10 protein-coding genes and 1 pseudogene are annotated in these 16,628 nt (G+C 68.5%); 5 read left to right on the top strand and 6 right to left on the bottom strand.

What is annotated here, in order from left to right; all coding sequences use genetic code 11:
* The 6 genes and pseudogenes from EYW49_RS21915 to EYW49_RS21890 form a co-directional block, all read right to left on the bottom strand.
* A pseudogene (locus EYW49_RS21915) lies at nucleotides 1-999 on the bottom strand (hypothetical protein); the annotation flags it as partial.
* Nucleotides 1,000-1,437: 438 nt separating this feature from the next.
* Nucleotides 1,438-2,406 carry a UDP-glucuronic acid decarboxylase family protein gene (locus EYW49_RS21910; RefSeq protein ID WP_131311760.1) on the bottom strand — a complete coding sequence of 323 codons (969 nt, stop codon included), beginning with the start codon at nucleotides 2,404-2,406 and terminating at the stop codon, nucleotides 1,438-1,440.
* A gap of 102 nt (nucleotides 2,407-2,508) precedes the next feature.
* Entirely contained in the window at nucleotides 2,509-3,975 is a 1,467-nt protein-coding gene (locus EYW49_RS21905) for a tetratricopeptide repeat protein (RefSeq protein WP_131311758.1), read from the bottom strand.
* Nucleotides 3,972-5,330, bottom strand: a complete 1,359-nt coding sequence (locus EYW49_RS21900; RefSeq protein WP_131311756.1) for an HlyD family type I secretion periplasmic adaptor subunit — start codon at nucleotides 5,328-5,330, stop codon at nucleotides 3,972-3,974. Before EYW49_RS21900 ends, EYW49_RS21905 begins: the two co-directional genes overlap by 4 nt.
* Nucleotides 5,293-7,527 (bottom strand): peptidase domain-containing ABC transporter, encoded by a 2,235-nt coding sequence (locus tag EYW49_RS21895; protein ID WP_131311754.1) that lies wholly within the window; start codon nucleotides 7,525-7,527, stop codon nucleotides 5,293-5,295. The genes EYW49_RS21900 and EYW49_RS21895 overlap by 38 nt, the downstream gene beginning before the upstream one ends.
* Before the next feature lie 248 nt (nucleotides 7,528-7,775).
* Nucleotides 7,776-10,361, bottom strand: coding sequence for a bifunctional aconitate hydratase 2/2-methylisocitrate dehydratase (locus tag EYW49_RS21890; protein ID WP_131311752.1), 2,586 nt, complete (start codon nucleotides 10,359-10,361; stop codon nucleotides 7,776-7,778).
* Between the two features lie 401 nt (nucleotides 10,362-10,762).
* On the opposite strand from EYW49_RS21890, the gene EYW49_RS21885 reads away from it, so the two are divergent.
* The 5 genes from EYW49_RS21885 to EYW49_RS21865 form a co-directional block, all read left to right on the top strand.
* The gene (locus tag EYW49_RS21885) at nucleotides 10,763-11,689 is read left to right on the top strand and encodes a lysophospholipid acyltransferase family protein (protein ID WP_131311750.1); all 927 of its coding nucleotides are present in this window, start codon (nucleotides 10,763-10,765) and stop codon (nucleotides 11,687-11,689) included.
* Between the two features lie 155 nt (nucleotides 11,690-11,844).
* A complete protein-coding gene (locus tag EYW49_RS21880; RefSeq protein WP_131311749.1) occupies nucleotides 11,845-13,266 on the top strand; it encodes a sigma-54 interaction domain-containing protein in 1,422 nt (473 codons plus the stop codon).
* Nucleotides 13,267-14,005: 739 nt separating this feature from the next.
* Nucleotides 14,006-15,406 carry a GntP family permease gene (locus EYW49_RS21875; protein ID WP_131311748.1) on the top strand — a complete coding sequence of 467 codons (1,401 nt, stop codon included), beginning with the start codon at nucleotides 14,006-14,008 and terminating at the stop codon, nucleotides 15,404-15,406.
* A 1-nt stretch (nucleotide 15,407) separates the two neighbouring features.
* Nucleotides 15,408-16,193: a 3-hydroxybutyrate dehydrogenase gene (locus tag EYW49_RS21870; protein WP_131311747.1), complete on the top strand. Its 786-nt coding sequence runs from the start codon at nucleotides 15,408-15,410 to the stop codon at nucleotides 16,191-16,193.
* A 198-nt stretch (nucleotides 16,194-16,391) separates the two neighbouring features.
* The coding region (locus tag EYW49_RS21865) for a CoA-transferase (RefSeq protein ID WP_323052976.1) at nucleotides 16,392-16,628 on the top strand (237 nt) is incomplete at its 3' end.

Raw genomic sequence — 16,628 nt, 5'->3', positions numbered from 1 at the left:
GCCGAGGTCGACGGTGGCGGCGGTCACCGCCGCACCGAGCGTCACCACGTCGGTGGCGGCGCCGCCGACGATGGTTTCGACGTTGGAGATCGTCGCGGTCGCACCGAGCGCGTCGAAGGTCAGCTTGTCGCTGCCGGTGCCGAGATCGACGGTGACGCCGGCGACGGCGCCGGACAGGGTCACCAGGTCGGTGGTCGTGCCGCCGACGATGGTCTCGGTATTGGCGACGGTCGCGGTGTTGATGAAGTTGCCGAGCGTCAGCTTGTCGGCGCCGCCGGCCAGATCGATCAGCCCGCCGGTCGCCTGCGCGCCCAGCGTCACGGTGTCGGCCGACAGGCCGCCGGTGATCGTCTCGACGTTGGAGACGGTCGCGGTGTTGACGAAGGCGCCGAAGGTCAGCGAATCCGCGCCGGCCGCCAGATCGATGGTCGCGGCGGTGACCGCGGAGGACAGCACCACGGTGTCGGCATTGGCCGCACCGACCACGGTCTCGGTGTTGGCGACGGTGACGGTGTTGACGAAGGCCCCGAGCACCAGCTTGTCCAAGCCGGCGCCGAGGTCGATGGTGGCGTCGACGCTGCGCGTCGCCAACGTCACCACATCGGCGCCGGTGCTGCCGATCACCACTTCCGTATTGGACAAGGCCACCGTGGTCGCCGCGCCGAGGGTCAGCGTGTCGTGCCCGGCGCCGAGGTCGACGGCGATCGCGGTCGAACTCGACCGCACCGTGATGACGTCGTCACCGGTGTCGCCGGTGAGGGTCTCGACGTTGGCGACCGTGAGCGTGTTGTCGTAGCCCCCGAGCTTCAGGGTGTCGGTCCCGGCACCGAGATCGAACAGCCCGCCCGTCGCCTGACTGGCGAGCGTGATGAGGTCTGCCGAAGCACTGCCGGTGAGGGTCTCGACGTTTCGAACCGTGACCGTCGAAGCGGCCCCGAGCTTCAGTTGGTCGGTCCCGTCACCGAGGTCGATGAGCGCTCCGGTGAGCGACCCCGACACGCTTATGACGTCGTTCCCGGTCCCGCTGCTGATTGCGGTCGCGCCCGTCACGGTCGCGGTCGTCGGGGTGTTGCCATACTGAAAGGTCGCCACGGTGCCAATCCCTCTGAAGTCCTCCGGACCGGCCCCGCGCGCAGGGCGGGACACGATTCCGGACGGTCGTCTTCAATCAAACGGGATTCTGAGGCACCAACGGTTAATCTGGGATTAAATTGGGATCTACAGAGTTACGGATCTGCGAACGAGGCGTCTCGTCACCGAGGATTCGTCCGTCGTCACGATCTGTGTGAGGCAGCCTGCATCGATTCGTCATGCGACAATTCGAAGACGGCGACTCGACGTCAGCTCACGTCGAGTCATCCAACCTCCAGAAACTGATGAAGACGGTCGCCCCCTTTTGCTCTCACGAGCAGAACGACCCGATGACATGACTCGACGTCATTGAGATACAATCTTGCGGAAGTAGGCGATGGTTTCTTTCAAGCCGTCACGTAGAGCGATCTTCGGCTCCCAGCCGATGGTTTGCTTGGCCAGCGAGATGTCGGGACGACGCTGTTTCGGATCGTCGGCGGGCAGCGGCCGATATTCGATTCGCGAGCGCGAGCCCACCAGTTCGATGACGATCTCGGCCAGTTCACGGATCGAAAATTCGCCGGGGTTGCCGAGATTCATCGGGCCGACGAACGTATCCGGCGTGTCTTCCATGAACTTGACGAAGGCATCGACCAGATCGTCGACATAGCAGAAGGCGCGGGTCTGGCTGCCGTCGCCGTAGAGGGTGATGGCTTCGCCCTTGAGCGCCTGGACGATGAAGTTCGACACCACCCGTCCGTCGGCCGGATGCATCCGCGGCCCATAGGTGTTGAAGATCCGCGCCACCTTGATGCGGACGTTGTGTTGACGATTGTAGTCGAAGCACAGGGTCTCGGCGCAACGCTTGCCCTCGTCGTAGCAGGAGCGGATGCCGATCGGATTGACGTTGCCCCAATAGGCTTCGGTCTGCGGATGGACCGCCGGATCGCCGTAGACTTCACTGGTCGAGGCCTGGAAGAATTTGGCCTTGGTCCGCTTCGCCAGGCCCAGCATGTTGATCGCGCCGTGCACGCTGGTCTTGGTCGTCTGCACCGGATCGAACTGGTAGTGGATCGGCGAGGCCGGGCAGGCGAGGTTGTAGATCTCGTCGACCTCCACATAGAGCGGGAACGTGACGTCGTGACGCAGCACCTCGAAGCGGGGGTGATCCATCAGGTGGGCGATGTTGGTGCGGCTGCCGGTGAAATAGTTGTCGACGCAGAGCACCTCGTAGCCGCGCCCGAGCAGGCGCTCGCCCAGATGCGATCCGATGAAGCCCGCACCACCGGTGATCAGGATCTTCTTGGGGTGGGAGGCGTAGCTTTCGGTCTGCATGATCGGGTCCTCGGCGAGGGAGGGGGGCGGCGCCGGCGATGCCTCTCGGGACGGTCGCGGCGGGAGAACGAACGGCGGACGGCGGCGAGCGCCGCCGGCGGGTCAGGGTCGAGGGGGCGTCCGGGCGGCGCGTTCGGCGTCGTCCCGGTCGAGCCGGTCGAGGAGGTCGCGGGCGCGCGCATCGCCGATGCGCGCGGCGTGTTCGAACAGGGCGCGGGCGCGGACCGGGTCCGCGGGCTCGGCCCAGAAGGCGAAGAGCTCGCCGAGCGCGACGATCGCCGCCAGCTCGCCGTCGTCGATCGCCGAACGCAGCCAGCGCAGGGCGACCGCCGGATCGCGGGCGACGCCGGCCCCTTGCATGAAGAAGCGGCCGAGATTGACCTTGGCGGCGGAATGTCCGGCCTCCGCCGCGCGCTGCGACCAGCTCGCCGCCGCGCCGAGATCGCAGCCGACGCCGTCGCCGACCGCATAGGCCACCCCGAGCCCGAACTGGGCGTCGCGATCGCCGGCTTCCGCCGCGGCGCGCAGCCACTGCGAGGCGGCGACCGCGTCGCGCGGACCGCCGCGGCCATGGCGCAGCATTTCGGCGAGCGCCCGCATCGCCCCCTTGTGGCCGTGTTCCGCGGCGCGGCGATACCACTCACGGGCTTCGCCGGGCACCCGCTCGGCCTCCAGCTCGCCGAGCCGGAAGGCCGCTTCGACGTCGCCGCGGGCGACGGCCGAGCGCAGGAAGGTCTCGCCCTGGGCGAGGTCGCGGGTGACGTGGCCGCCCTGGAGGTGCATCACCCCGAGCATCCGCAGTGCCGGTCCGTGACCGATCGCTGCCGCCCGGCCGAGCAGCTCGACCGCCCGCGGCGCATCGGCGGGGCCGCCGAGGCCCTGCAGCAGATCGACGGCGAGCGAAGTCTGGGCTGTGGCGTTGCCGGACTCGGCGGCGCGCGAAAACCACGGCCGTGCCGTAGCGAAGTCGGCCTTGCCGAGATGACCGCCGGCGAACAGCGTGCCGAGGCCGAGGGCCGCCTCGGCGTTGCCGGCCTCCGCCGCCGGCCGATAGAAGGCCAGCGCCGCGGCCATGTCGACCGGTCCGCCGATGCCGGCGGCATGGAGATAGCCGGCCAGCGCCTGGGCCGCGACGTGACCCTTTTCGGCCGCCCGCACCGCCAGTTCGCGCGCCTTCTCCGGCTCGCGGCCGACGCCGACGCCGTTCGGGAACAGGGCCGACAGCACCGCCCCGCCCGCCGCCGCGCCGTCGCCGGACATCAGCAGGGTGGCGAGACGGGCGATCGCTTCCGGATGGTCGCGGTTCGCCGCGGCCTCGTACCACATCGCCGCATCGGCGAGATTGCGCACCACGCCGCGGCCGGTCTCATAGAGACGGGCGAGTTCGATCTGGGCCTCGGCGTCGCCGGCCCGGGCCATCGGCGCCAGCCGCCGCGCGGCCTCCGCCGGCCGACCTTCGGCGATGTCCAGGCGCGCCTGTTCGAGCGGCGCGGGTTCGCCGCCGCCGAGTCCGAACCGCGCCAGCGTCCGGCCGATCAGTCCCTTGTCGTGACGATCGTTCCTGCTCATGGCTCGCGGAGCCCCTCGGTCAGCAGCGGAATCACCTTGTCGAGCAGATAGCCGAGCGGGGTGCGCGATCCGACCGCCACGTCGGCGGTGACCGGCATGCCGGGCACCAAGCGGAAGTCGGCCGGAATCCCGCGCAGGTTGGAATCGACGATGTCGACATGGGCGAGATAGATCGCCGGCCCCGATCCCCCCGTAGCCGTGGTCTGGCGGAAGGAGTCGCCCGACACCGAGCGCACCACGCCGCGGCCGGTGCCGTGGCGGGTATAGGGCCAGGCGTCGAACTTCAGCACCACCGGCTGGCCGACCGCCACGAAGCCCTGGTCGTTGCCGGCGACCTCGACCTCGATCTGCAACCCGCCGCCGAGCGGCACCAGGGTGAAGATCTTCTTGGCGCTCTCGACCACCGAGCCGATCGAGATGTCGCCGATCTGCAGCACCACCGCGTCCTGCACGGCGCGCAGGTCGATCAACTCGCGCCGCTTGCCGGCCTTGGCCATGTCGTCGCGGGCGCCGTCGAGCTGGCGCTGCTTGTCGACCAGCTGTTCGGCGACGTCGGCGACCCACTTGCGCTGATAGCCGTCGCGCTCGGCCCGGAGGCCGTCGAGCTGGTGCTGCGCCGACTCGAGGGTCAGGCGCTGCACCGCGACGTTGCGCTCGATCTCGACGCGCTGGTCGGAGGCGATGATGGTGTTGAGCCGGCTGCCGGTCTGGCGCTCCTGCAGGGTGGTGCGCATGGTCTCGATCTCACGGATCAGTCCCAGGCGCTCGCCATAATAGCCGAGTTCCTTGTTGGCCCGCTCCAGCAGCGACTGGGCGGCGCCGATCTTCTCGTCGTAGCCGATCAGCGACGCCCGGTACTGGGCGGCGCGCGCCCCGTAGAGCCGCTCCTGCAGCACCTCGGTCGGCTCGGTCGAGGCCGCCTGGAACGGCACGCCGCGCAGCTCCGCCTGGAGGCGCGCGGTCTCGGCCTCGAGGGTGGCGATGCGCTGCGCGAGCATCCGCACGTCGGCGCCCGAGAAGGTCGGATCGAGGGTCGCCAGGACCTCGCCGGCCCGGACGATCTGGCCCTCGCGGACGTTGATCTGGCGGATGATCGAGGTTTCGAGCGGCTGCACCACCATCTTCGGCTGCACCGAGGTGACGCGACCGCGCGCCGTCACCACCCGATCGATCGGCATCAGGGCGGCCATGACGATCGCCGCCACCACCATCGCGGCGAGGACGTGCAGGGTCAGCTGCGACAGGAACGAGATCCGCGCGCCGAGAATCTCGGCGGAATCCGACTGGAAGTCGGCGACGTCGCGTCGGGCCGTCCGCTCAGCCGCGGGCGACAGCTGCAGTCGCATGGCGCGCATGATCGCTTCCCGAGGTGAGGTGACGGTTCTGTTGGAACCACAGATGGCGATAGGTCTCGCAGCGCTTGAGGAGATCGTCGTGGCGCCCGGCGTCGTGCAGGCGGCCGCGTTCGAGCACCAGGATCTGGTCGCATTCGGTGAGCGAGGTCAGCCGGTGCGAGATCATCACCACGGTGCGCCCGACGGCGATGCGCCGCAGGTTCTCCGAGATGATCGCCTCGCTGTCCGGGTCGAGGGCGCTGGTCGCCTCGTCGAAGATCAAGAGCGACGGATCGGTGACCAGTGCCCGAGCGATCGCCAGGCGCTGGCGCTGGCCGCCCGACAGGTTGGAGGCGCCCTCCTCGATCATCGTCTCGTAGCCGCGCGGCAGCCGTTCGATGAACTCCTCGGCGCCGGCCATCCGCGCCGCCTCGATCATCTCGCTCGGCGAGGAGTCGGGCCGGGCCATCAGGATGTTCTCGCGGATCGTGCCCTTGAACAGGAAGCTGTCCTGGAGGACCACGCCCATCCGCGAGCGCAGGTGGTCGAGATCGATCTCGCGCATGTCGACGCCGTCGATCTTGATCAGCCCCTGATAGGACTGGTGCAGCCCCTGGAGCAGCCGCGTCACCGTGGTCTTGCCCGAGCCGGAGCGGCCCATCATGCCGACCACCGTGCCCGGCTTGATCGCGAATTCGATGCCGTCGAGGGCCGGCGTCGCCGCCCCCGCATAGGTGAAGCGCACGTCGTGGAAGGCGATCGCCCCGCGCATCTGCGGCTTGACGCCGTTCTCGCGGCGGGTCTCGGGCTTGGCGTTGACCACCGAGGCGACCTCGGCGAGCGCGCCGCGGGCCTCCTGATACTGCTGCATCATGCCGGCCAGCGCGACGATCGGCTGGGTGGCGCGGGTGGCGATCATGGTGAAGGCGACCAGCGTGCCGGCATAGACGACGCTGGTCTCGGAGATCGCCAGATAGGCGCCGAGACACAGCGAGCCGGCGTAGATCGACTTCTCCAGCGGCGCCAGCAGGGTCTGCGGCTGGTTGACCAGGAACTGCAGATCGGTGGCGGTGCGCACCGCCTCCGCCACGCAGGTGTCCCATTCGTTGCGCCGCCGCCCTTCGAGCGCCAGCGTCTTGATCGTCCGCATCCCCTGGATGGTCTCGATCATCATCGCGCTCTTGCGATGTTCCGCCTCGATCACCCCGACATAGGCCCGCCGCACCGGTCCCATGTAGACGAAGATGATCGTCGCCATGACGCAGCCGATGCCGAGCACGAACATCGCCAGGATCGGGTCGAGCACGAACATCGTCGGCACCAGCACGGCCAGCGTGGTGACGTCGAGGATGCCGCCGAACAGCTGGCCGGTGAGGAAGGTGCGCACGCGCCGCACCTCGCCGAGCTTGTGGGCGATCAGGCCGGTGGCGTTGCGGTCGAAGAAGTCGATCGGCAGGCCGAGCAGGCGATCGAACACGTGGATGCCGATGCGCGCGTCGATCTTGGCCGCCGCCACGGCGATCACCGTCCGGCGCAGGAAGCCGAGGATGGTGTCGAAGATCAGCACCACGGTGATGCCGATCACGAGCACCACCAGCGTCGACAGGCGGTGATGCACCAGCACCCGGTCGACCACCACCATGTAGAGCATCGGCGGCACCAGGGCGAGGACGCTGAGCACCAGCGCCGCCAGCGCCACGTCGCGGAACAGCGTCTTCTCGCGCAGCACCTGCCCGAGCATCCAGCCGAATCCGAAGGGTTGGGTATCGTCGATTCGCCCGGGCCGGCGTTTGACCAGCAGGGCTTCGCCGGTCCAGTGGGCGGTCAGCCGCAATTCGTCGATCGCCAGCGCCGGCGCATCCATCGAGCGCGGGTCGCGGATCATCACCACCGGCGTCTCGCCCTCGCCGCGGAAGCCTTCCGCGACCATCCACGAGCCGTCGTCGAGGCGCAGCATGACCGGGAAGGCCCGGCCGAATTCGCCGAGATGCGACCACTCGAGGCGGGTGGCGCGGACCTTCAGCCCGGCGTCGGTGGCGATCTTGATCAGGCGGCGGACGCTCGGATCGCGGCCCTCGTCGACGAGATCGCGGCGCAGCCGCTCCACCGACATCGACACCCCGAGGCGGGTCGACACGTGCGCCAGCGCTTCCAACGCCCCGGTACTCAGGGCGACGGACTCCCGCGACGCAGTCTCTACGCCGATTCCCACGCTCATCGGGTCCCCGTCCGGCCGCTCGTTCCAACCCTCGACATGGGCCGGAGTATTCGGCGATCAGGGTAAACGGGAGGTTAAGTTCGCTCGGCCCGCGAAAGGCTTCGTCAATCCGTGTGAACGCCGCCGCTCCCGGGCGTGCCGTTCCGGGACGCGACACGAAACCGCCCCCGTCTCCGGCGGAACCGGTGGCGAGGGCGGGGAAAGACACGCACCGATCGCCCCGCGCGGGGCGACCGGAGGGGAGGCGATCAGGCGTCGAGCGTCGCCGCGACTTCGGCGAATTCCGGGATCTGATCGAAGTTCATGTAGCGGTAGACCTCGGCCGCCTTGGCCTTCAGCCCGCCGACCTGCTCCATGTATTCGGCGAAGGTCGGGATCCGCCCGAGCAGCGCCGCCACCGACGCCAGTTCCGCCGACGACAGGTAGACCCGGGTGTCGATGCCGAGACGGTTGGGGAAGTTGCGGGTCGAGGTCGAGATGGCGGTCGAGCCCTTGCGGATCTGCGCCTGGTTGCCCATGCACAGGCTGCAACCCGGCATCTCCATCCGCGCGCCCGACTTGCCCAGCGTCGAGTAGTAGCCCTCCTCGGAGAGGATGTGGGCGTCCATCTTGGTCGGCGGCGCCACCCACAGGCGGGTCGGGATGTCCGACTTGCCGGCGAGGATCTTACCGGCGGCGCGGAAGTGACCGATGTTGGTCATGCACGAGCCGATGAACACTTCGTCGATGGTGTCGCCGGCGACCGCCGACAGCGGCTTGATGTCGTCGGGATCGTTCGGGCAGGCGAGCAGCGGCTCGGTGATGGTCGCCAGATCGATCTCGAACACCGCCGCGTACTCGGCGTCGGCGTCGGGCTGGAGCAGTTCCGGCTTGGCGATCCACGCCTCCATCGCCGCGATGCGGCGCTCGAGCGAGCGGCGATCCTCGTAGCCCTTGGCGATCATCCACTTCATCAGGGTGACGTTCGAGGTCATGTACTCGAGGATCGGCTCCTTGGAGAGCCGCACCGTGCAGCCCGCCGCCGAACGCTCGGCCGAGGCGTCGCTGAGTTCGAACGCCTGCTCGACCTTGAGATCCGGCAGACCTTCGATCTCCAGGATGCGGCCGTTGAAGACGTTCTTCTTGCCCTTCTTCTCGACGGTCAGCGAGCCGGCCTGGATCGCCGCATAGGGAATGGCGTTGACCAGATCGCGGAGCGTGATGCCCGGCTGCATCTCGCCCTTGAAGCGCACCAGCACCGATTCCGGCATGTCGAGCGGCATCACCCCGGTCGCCGCCGCGAAGGCGACGAGGCCGGAGCCGGCCGGGAACGAGATGCCGATCGGGAAGCGGGTGTGGCTGTCGCCGCCGGTGCCGACGGTGTCGGGCAGCAGCAGGCGGTTGAGCCAGGAGTGGATCACGCCGTCGCCGGGCCGCAGAGAGATGCCGCCGCGGTTGGAGATGAAGGTCGGCAGCTCGTGATGGGTCTGGACGTCGACCAGCTTCGGATAGGCCGCAGTGTGGCAGAAGGACTGCATCACCAGATCGGCGGAGAAGCCGAGGCAGGCGAGATCCTTGAGCTCGTCGCGGGTCATCGGGCCGGTGGTGTCCTGGGAGCCGACCGTGGTCATCCGCGGCTCGCAGTAGGTGCCCGGACGAATGCCGGTGCCCTCGGGCAGACCGCAGGCGCGCCCGACCATCTTCTGGGCGAGCGTGTAGCCCTTGTGGGTGTCGACCGGCACCGTCGGCAGCCGGAACAGCGTCGACACCGGCAGGCCCAGCGATTCCCGCGCCTTGGCGGTCAGGCCGCGGCCGATGATCAGCGGGATGCGGCCGCCGGCGCGCACCTCGTCGAAGATCACGTCGGACTTGACGGTGAACTCGGCGATCACTTCGCCGTTCTTCAGCGCCTTGCCGTCATAGGGACGCAGCTCGACGACGTCGCCGGTCTCCATCTTGGTGACGTCGAGCTCGATCGGCAGAGCGCCGGCGTCTTCCATGGTGTTGTAGAAGATCGGGGCGATCTTGGTACCGAGACACACGCCGCCGAAGCGCTTGTTCGGGACGAAGGGGATGTCCTGGCCGGTGAACCACAGCACCGAGTTGGTCGCCGACTTGCGCGACGAGCCGGTGCCGACCACGTCGCCGACATAGGCGACCGGCAGACCCTTGGCGACCAGCGCCGCGAGCTGCTTCAGGGGGCCGCGCACGCCGGGCTCGTCGGGGACGATGCCGGGGCGGGGATTCTTCAGCATGGCCAGCGCATGCAGCGGGATGTCGGGCCGGGTCGAGGCGTCGGGGGCCGGCGACAGATCGTCGGTGTTGGTCTCGCCGTTGACCTTGAACACCGTGACCGTCAGCGAAGCCGGGACCTCGGGGCGCGAGGTGAACCATTCGGCGTCGGCCCAGGACTGGATCACTGCCTTGGCGTTGGCGTTGCCGCCGTTGGCCAGTTCCTTGACGTCGTGGAAATAGTCGAACATCAGCAGGGTCTTCTTCAGACCCTCGGCGGCCACCGCACCGACCTCCGGGTCGGGCAGCAGATCGATCAGCGGCCGGATGTTGAAGCCGCCGAGCATGGTGGCGAGCAACTCGGTGGCGAGCTTGCGCGACACCAGGGCGTTGACTTCCTTGCCCTTGGCGACCGCGTCGAGGAACCCGGCCTTGATCCGCGCCGCGTCGTCGACGCCGGCGGGGACGCGGTGGGTGAGGAGATCGACGAGCACCGCCGCTTCGCCGGCCGGCGGATCGCGCAACAGGGCGATCAGCGCCTCCGTCTGCGCCGCGGACAACGGCAGGGGCGGAATGCCGAGGGCGGCGCGCTCGGCGACATGCTGACGATAACTTGCGAGCATGGACGGAACCCTATCTTTGTTGGAACGCGGGGTGCGGGAATTTCGGTTCGATAACATACCGCACTGCCGCTGTCGCCCCTCCGACCGGCCCCTCCCCCGAAGGGACGAGATCCCGCGCGCGCCGCCCGGCGCGGCCCTTGCCGGGCGATGCCGGCGAAGGGTGCGCCGCACCGCGTCGCACCCGGCCTACGCAGAGCCCCGGAGGCGCCCGTGCCCCGCCGTGACGGCGGCGCCACGGAAGTCGGAAACCGGGCGGAAACCGTCTGTTTACCCTAGGGCGGGCCCTACACGGACGCTTCGGAATGGAGTAATAGCCGAAGATGCGGTCGTGGATCGCAGAACCATCGATGCGGGCGCACCAGAACGCCCGATCGGCCGGGGGGAGTACCGAGGTGTCGGTGATGGTCGACGGCAGCGGGGCCGAACCCGCCACGAACCTGTCGCGCGTCGAGCGGATGGCCCGCACGCTGGGCCGCCTCGCCAACGAGACCGCCCGCGGCAAACGCATGCAGACGATGTTCCTGCGCTCGGTGTCCTATTCGTGGATGCGCGCCGGCCTCGCCCGGCGGATGTTCGTCGACGGGCTGGAACGCGCCGCGGCGCTGCGCCCCGAACGCGGCGTGCTGCTGGTCTCCAACCACCGCAGCTTCTTCGATCGCTACGTGCTGCTGCTCGCCCTGCTCAGCGGCCGCGTCGCCTGGGCGCGCGACATGATCTTCCCGGTGCCCTCGACCTTCCTCTACGACCATCCGATGGGCATGGTGACCAACATGCTGGTCGGGGCGGGGGCGCTGTGGCCGCCCTTCGACGACCGTCCGGGCCGCCGCGCCCTCGATCACGACGCCATGGGCCGCACCGTCGACTTCCTCGCCCGCCCGGACTCCTTCGTCGCGGTCCATGCCGCCGGATCCTCGGCGGCCGACGAAGACCCCTACGAATTGCTGACCGCCCACCCCGATGCCGGCCGCATCGCCCTCGAGGCTCGGCCGCTGGTGTTGCCGGTCTTCGTCAACGGCCTCTCCGACGACCTCCTCGCCGACGTCCGCGCCAATTTCCGCTCCGGCATCCGTCGCGACGCCCCGTGCATCGCGGTGGTCGGCGAGCCGATCGACCTCTCCGACTTGCAGCGCCAGCGCGCCCATTCCGACTCCCATCCCGAATTATGGGGCCGCGCCGCCGATCTGATGCGCGACGCGCTGGTCGCGCTCGGCGAACGCGAACGCTGCCTGCGCGCCCGCTGCGCCGCCGGCGGCATCGGCGACGACCATCCCGGCTGGCTGAGCAACCGCGGGCGTGCCTTTTCCTTCCCGCGCTTCGGCCGCGCCTGAGGCGCTGTCGGCGCGCGCCGCATCCGTGACGCATGGAGGCATGTCCGCGGCCCGTCCTTGACCGCAACCCCTGCGGTCGGGCGTAATCGCCGGGCCGGACGCCGTCGCCGCGCCGCGCCGCGATGGTCGTCGGGTCGACGCTTGGGAGACCCCGCATGACCGACGTCGCGATCGTCCCTCAGCACTCCGGCGACATGCACGAGCGCGCCATCGAGACCATCCTCCAGCGCATCGACGAGGTCGGCGCCGGCACCATCGCCGTCGACCGCTTCGGCCACATCGTGTGGATCAGCGAGAAATATCTGCCGCTGCTCGGCCTGAAGAGCGGCGAAGAGGGCATCGGCCACGACATCGAGGACATCATCCCCAACAGCCTGCTGCGGCGGGTGGTGGAGACCGGCGAGGCCATTCCGCTCGACATCATGCAGCTCGGCAATCGCCAGCTGGTGGTCACCCGCATGCCGATCAAGGACGACGACGGCCTGGTCATCGGCGCCGTCGGCTTCGTCCTGTTCGACCGCGTCAACGCCCTGAAGCCGCTGCTGACCAAGATCACCAAGCTGCAGACCGACCTCGCCCAGATGCGCGAGAAGCTGAACGCCCAGCGCCGGGCCAAATATTCGCTCGACGAATACATCGGCACCTCGCCGGCGATCCTCGAGGTCAAGCGCCTCGCCCGCCGCGCCGCCGCCCAGGACACCACGGTCATGCTGCAGGGCGAGACCGGCACCGGCAAGGAACTGATCGCCCACGCCATCCACGACAATTCGGCACGCGCCGAAAAGCCCTTCGTCGCCGTCAACGTCGCCGCGGTGCCCGAGACCCTGCTCGAGGCCGAGTTCTTCGGCACCGTGCCGGGCGCCTTCACCGGCGCCGACCGCCGCCCGCGCGAGGGCAAGTTCCAATTGACCGACGGCGGGACGCTGTTCCTCGACGAAATCGGCGACATGCCGCTGACGCTCCAGACCAAGTTGCTCCGGGCGCTGCAGGAGCACGAGATCGAACCGCTCGGGTCCAACCGGGTGATCCGCGTCGACGTCCGGGTGATCACCGCCACCAACGTCGACCTGGAATCGGCGGTCACCGCCGGCCGCTTCCGCCGCGATCTCTATTATCGCCTCAACGTGCTGCCGATCCGCCTGCCGCCCTTGCGCGAGTGCCTGACCGACCTCGAGGCGTTGACCCTCCACCTGCTCGACCGCCTGATCACCACCAACGGCTTCCCGCGCCGCGCCATCGCGCCGGGGGCGATCGATCTGCTCGCCTGCTACGACTTTCCCGGAAATGTCCGCGAGCTGTGCAATCTGATCGAACGTGCGGTGATCTTGTCGGATACACCGGTGCTCACCGCCGAAGACTTCGCCGCGGTGCTGCCGCGCCCGATGGTCGCCGCCGCCACCGCCGGCCGCCGGACCTATGCCGCCGCCCTCGCCGACTTCGAGGCGACGCTGATCGGCGACACGCTGGCGGCGGTGCGCGGCCGCGTCGACGACGCCGCGGCGATCCTCGATCTGTCCCGCGCCACGCTCTACAAGAAGATGGCGCGGCTCGGTCTCGCGTCCAAACAGCGAGACTGACGTCTCGATTTCGAGACTCGGCGAGTTCTCTTGCTTTTCAGGCCCGTCGAACCGATTCTGTCGGCCCCTCCGTCTCGAATTCGAGACAGGGCTTTTCCCGGCCGTCGTCCCACCCCGCGGATCCCTTGGGCTTTCGCCGTCGGGCCCGACTGGAACGCCGCTTGCTGAGGGCCGGATGGTGACCGGCGACGGTCGCCCAAGGCGCATCGAGACGCCGACGGGAGGAACTGGAGCGACGCGCGACGACCGACCGAATCCCGAGACCCGACGCCGACGATGATCGCTGCCGCGATCGTCGTGGATCGGTGCGTCGTCGTTTGCGGGTATTCGCCGAGCCTTGTGGCGTAGTTCGCCGTCGTACAGAGCGGGCCCGATAGTTATATCCCTCCTTTAGTATAATATTCGCATCTCGTAATTTGACTTCCGAAGTAAAAACACTCACGACGATTTGAGCCGAAGTGGGTAACAGAACCCTTCATACGGCGGAGACCCGGTTCGGGATCGGCGGCGGAAGGGTTCGGGTGCCACAGAACGGCGGCCGCCCGCAGCCGATGCGCTCGAAACTCGGCTCGACGACGGTTCGGGGGGATCCCCGGGCGGCCCGGACACCGGGCGACCGGGACCATCGCCCGGGACCAGGGGGGGACCTGCGACCGGAAGGCGATCGTGACGACCGACGGGCCGTCACGCGACCGAAGAAGAAAAGCAAGTACGACACGCACGTAAGGGGGAAGGATCTATGAGTTTCATCGTTGCACTCGGTGCACTTCTGTTTTTGATGTTCGTCGCCTATCGAGGCATGAGCGTCATTCTGTTCGCGCCCATCGCGGCGCTCGGCGCGGTTCTGTTGACCGACCCCGGCGCCGTGCCGGCCATGTTCACCGGTAAGTTCATGGTGGCGATGGTCAGCTTCGTCCAGAACTACTTCCCGGTGTTCTTGCTCGGCGCGGTGTTCGGCAAGCTCATCGAGCTGTCCGGCTTCGCCAAGTCGATCGTCGCGGCGACCGTCAAGATCCTCGGCGCCGGCCAGGCGATGCTCGCCATCGTCGCGGTCGGCTGCATCCTGACCTACGGCGGCGTCTCGCTGTTCGTCGTGGTCTTCGCGGTCTATCCCTTCGCCGCGGAGATGTTCCGGGCCAGCAACATTCCCAAGCGCCTGATCCCCGGCACCATCGCGCTCGGTGCCTTCACGGCGACCATGGACTCGTTCCCCGGCACGCCGCAGATTCAGAACATCCTCCCGACCAGCTTCTTCGGCACCAACGCCTATGCCGCCCCGATCCTCGGCACCATCGGCGGCATCCTCATCCTGGCGATCGGCATGGTCTATCTCGAGTGGCGTCGCCGCTCGGCCGCTGCCGCCGGCGAAGGCTACGGTGAAGGTCACATCAACGAACCGGAAGTGGTCGATGCCACGCATCTGCCCAACCCGTGGATCGCGATTTCGCCGCTGATCATCGTCGGCGTCGTCAACTGGATCTTCACCAACAAGCTCATCCCGGTGTTCTACCAGGACGGCTACTCGGTCGCGTGGATCACCCAGGGCCAGCCGGGCGTCACCGTCGCCAAGATCTCCTCGATCTCCGCGATCTGGGCTCTCGAAGGCGCGTTGCTGGTCGGCATCCTCGTGGTCCTCGTCTTCTCCTTCCAGACGATCTTCGCGAAGTTCGCCGAAGGCACCAAGTCGGCGATCGCCGGCGCCCTGCTCGCCTCGATGAACACCGCGTCGGAATACGGCTTCGGCGCCGTCGTCGCCGCCCTGCCGGGCTTCGTCGTGGTGCGCGACGGTCTCGCCGCCATCCCCGACCCGCTGATCCGTGAAGCCGTCACCGTCACCTCGCTCGCCGGCATCACCGGCTCGGCGTCGGGCGGCATGGGCATCGCCCTCGCGGCGATGGCCACCAACTTCAAGGAGATGGCCACCGCGGCTCATATCCCCTTCGAAATGCTGCACCGGGTCGCGTCGATGGCCTCCGGCGGCATGGACACCCTGCCGCACAACGGCGCGGTGATCACGCTGCTGATGGTCACCGGTCTCACCCACAAGACGTCCTACAAGGACATTTTCGCCATCACCTGCATCAAGACCAGCATGGTCTTCGTGGTGATCGGTCTCTACTACCTCACGGGGCTCGTCTGACATGTCGTTCAAAGGCAAAGTAGCCGTCGTTTCCGGCTCCACCAGTGGTATCGGTCTCGGTATCGCCGGAGCTCTCGCCGCCCGCGGCGCGGCGCTCACCATCAACGGTTTCGGCGACCCGGCCGAGATCGAGAAGATCCGCCAGGGCCTCGCCGACACCTACGGCGTCGAAGTGGCCTATGACGGCGCCGACCTGTCCAAGCCCGATCAGGTTCGGGCCCTGGTCGCCGCCGCCGAAGCCCGCTTCGGCCGGGTCGACATCCTGGTCAACAACGCCGGCATCCAGTTCGTGGCGCCGATCGAAGACTTCCCGGCCGAGCGCTGGGATGCGGTCATCGCCATCAACCTGTCGGCGGTGTTCCATGCCACCGCCGCGGCGCTGCCGGGGATGAAGGCCCGCAACTTCGGCCGGATCATCAACATCGCCTCGGCCCACGGTCTCGTCGCCTCCGCCAACAAGGCGGCCTATGTCGCCGCCAAGCACGGCGTCGTCGGCCTGACCAAGGTGACGGCGTTGGAGACCGCGCGCACCGGCATCACCGCCAACGCGATCTGCCCCGGCTGGGTGCTGACCCCGCTGGTCCAGAAGCAGATCGACGCCATCGCCGCCCGCGACGGCATCACCGAGCCGGAAGCCCGTCACAAGCTCCTGGCCGAGAAGCAGCCGTCGCTCGACTTCGCCACGCCCGAACAGATCGGCGAACTCGCCGCCTATCTCGCCTCGGACGCGGCCGCTCAGGTTCGCGGGGCCTCGATCTCGATCGACGGTGCCTGGACCGCGCAGTGAGCCGATCGTCCCGTTCGACGATCCGCCCGAGCCTCACGGCTCGGGCGGCCGCCGAGCGACCCGCCGGCGGGGCCTCGCGCCCCGACCGGCCACCGCCGGCCCGGGCCGGATCGTCGTCCCCCGCGGGGGGCGCCCGACGATCGCGGCCCGCCGGACGGAGCGTCTGAGACCGTTTCCAAGACAACGTGAGGATTCCACATGTCCAAGGTGACCGCCCTTGCGGATGCCGTCGCGAAGATACCGGACGGCGCCACGCTGATGATCGGCGGGTTCATGGGTGTCGGTTCGCCCCATCGGGTGATCGACGAATTGGTGCGGCAGGGCAAACGCGACCTGACGATCATCGCCAACGACACGGCCCGCAAGGGCGTGGACATCGGCAAGCTGATCGACGCCGGCGCGGTCAAGCGTCTGGTCGCCTCGCACATCGGGCTC

The sequence above is a fragment of the Siculibacillus lacustris genome (assembly GCF_004328075.1).
Lineage (GTDB): Bacteria > Pseudomonadota > Alphaproteobacteria > Rhizobiales > Ancalomicrobiaceae > Siculibacillus > Siculibacillus lacustris.
The sequence above is the reverse complement of the archived record's forward strand: the minus strand, read 5'-3'. Positions and strand labels throughout refer to the sequence as shown.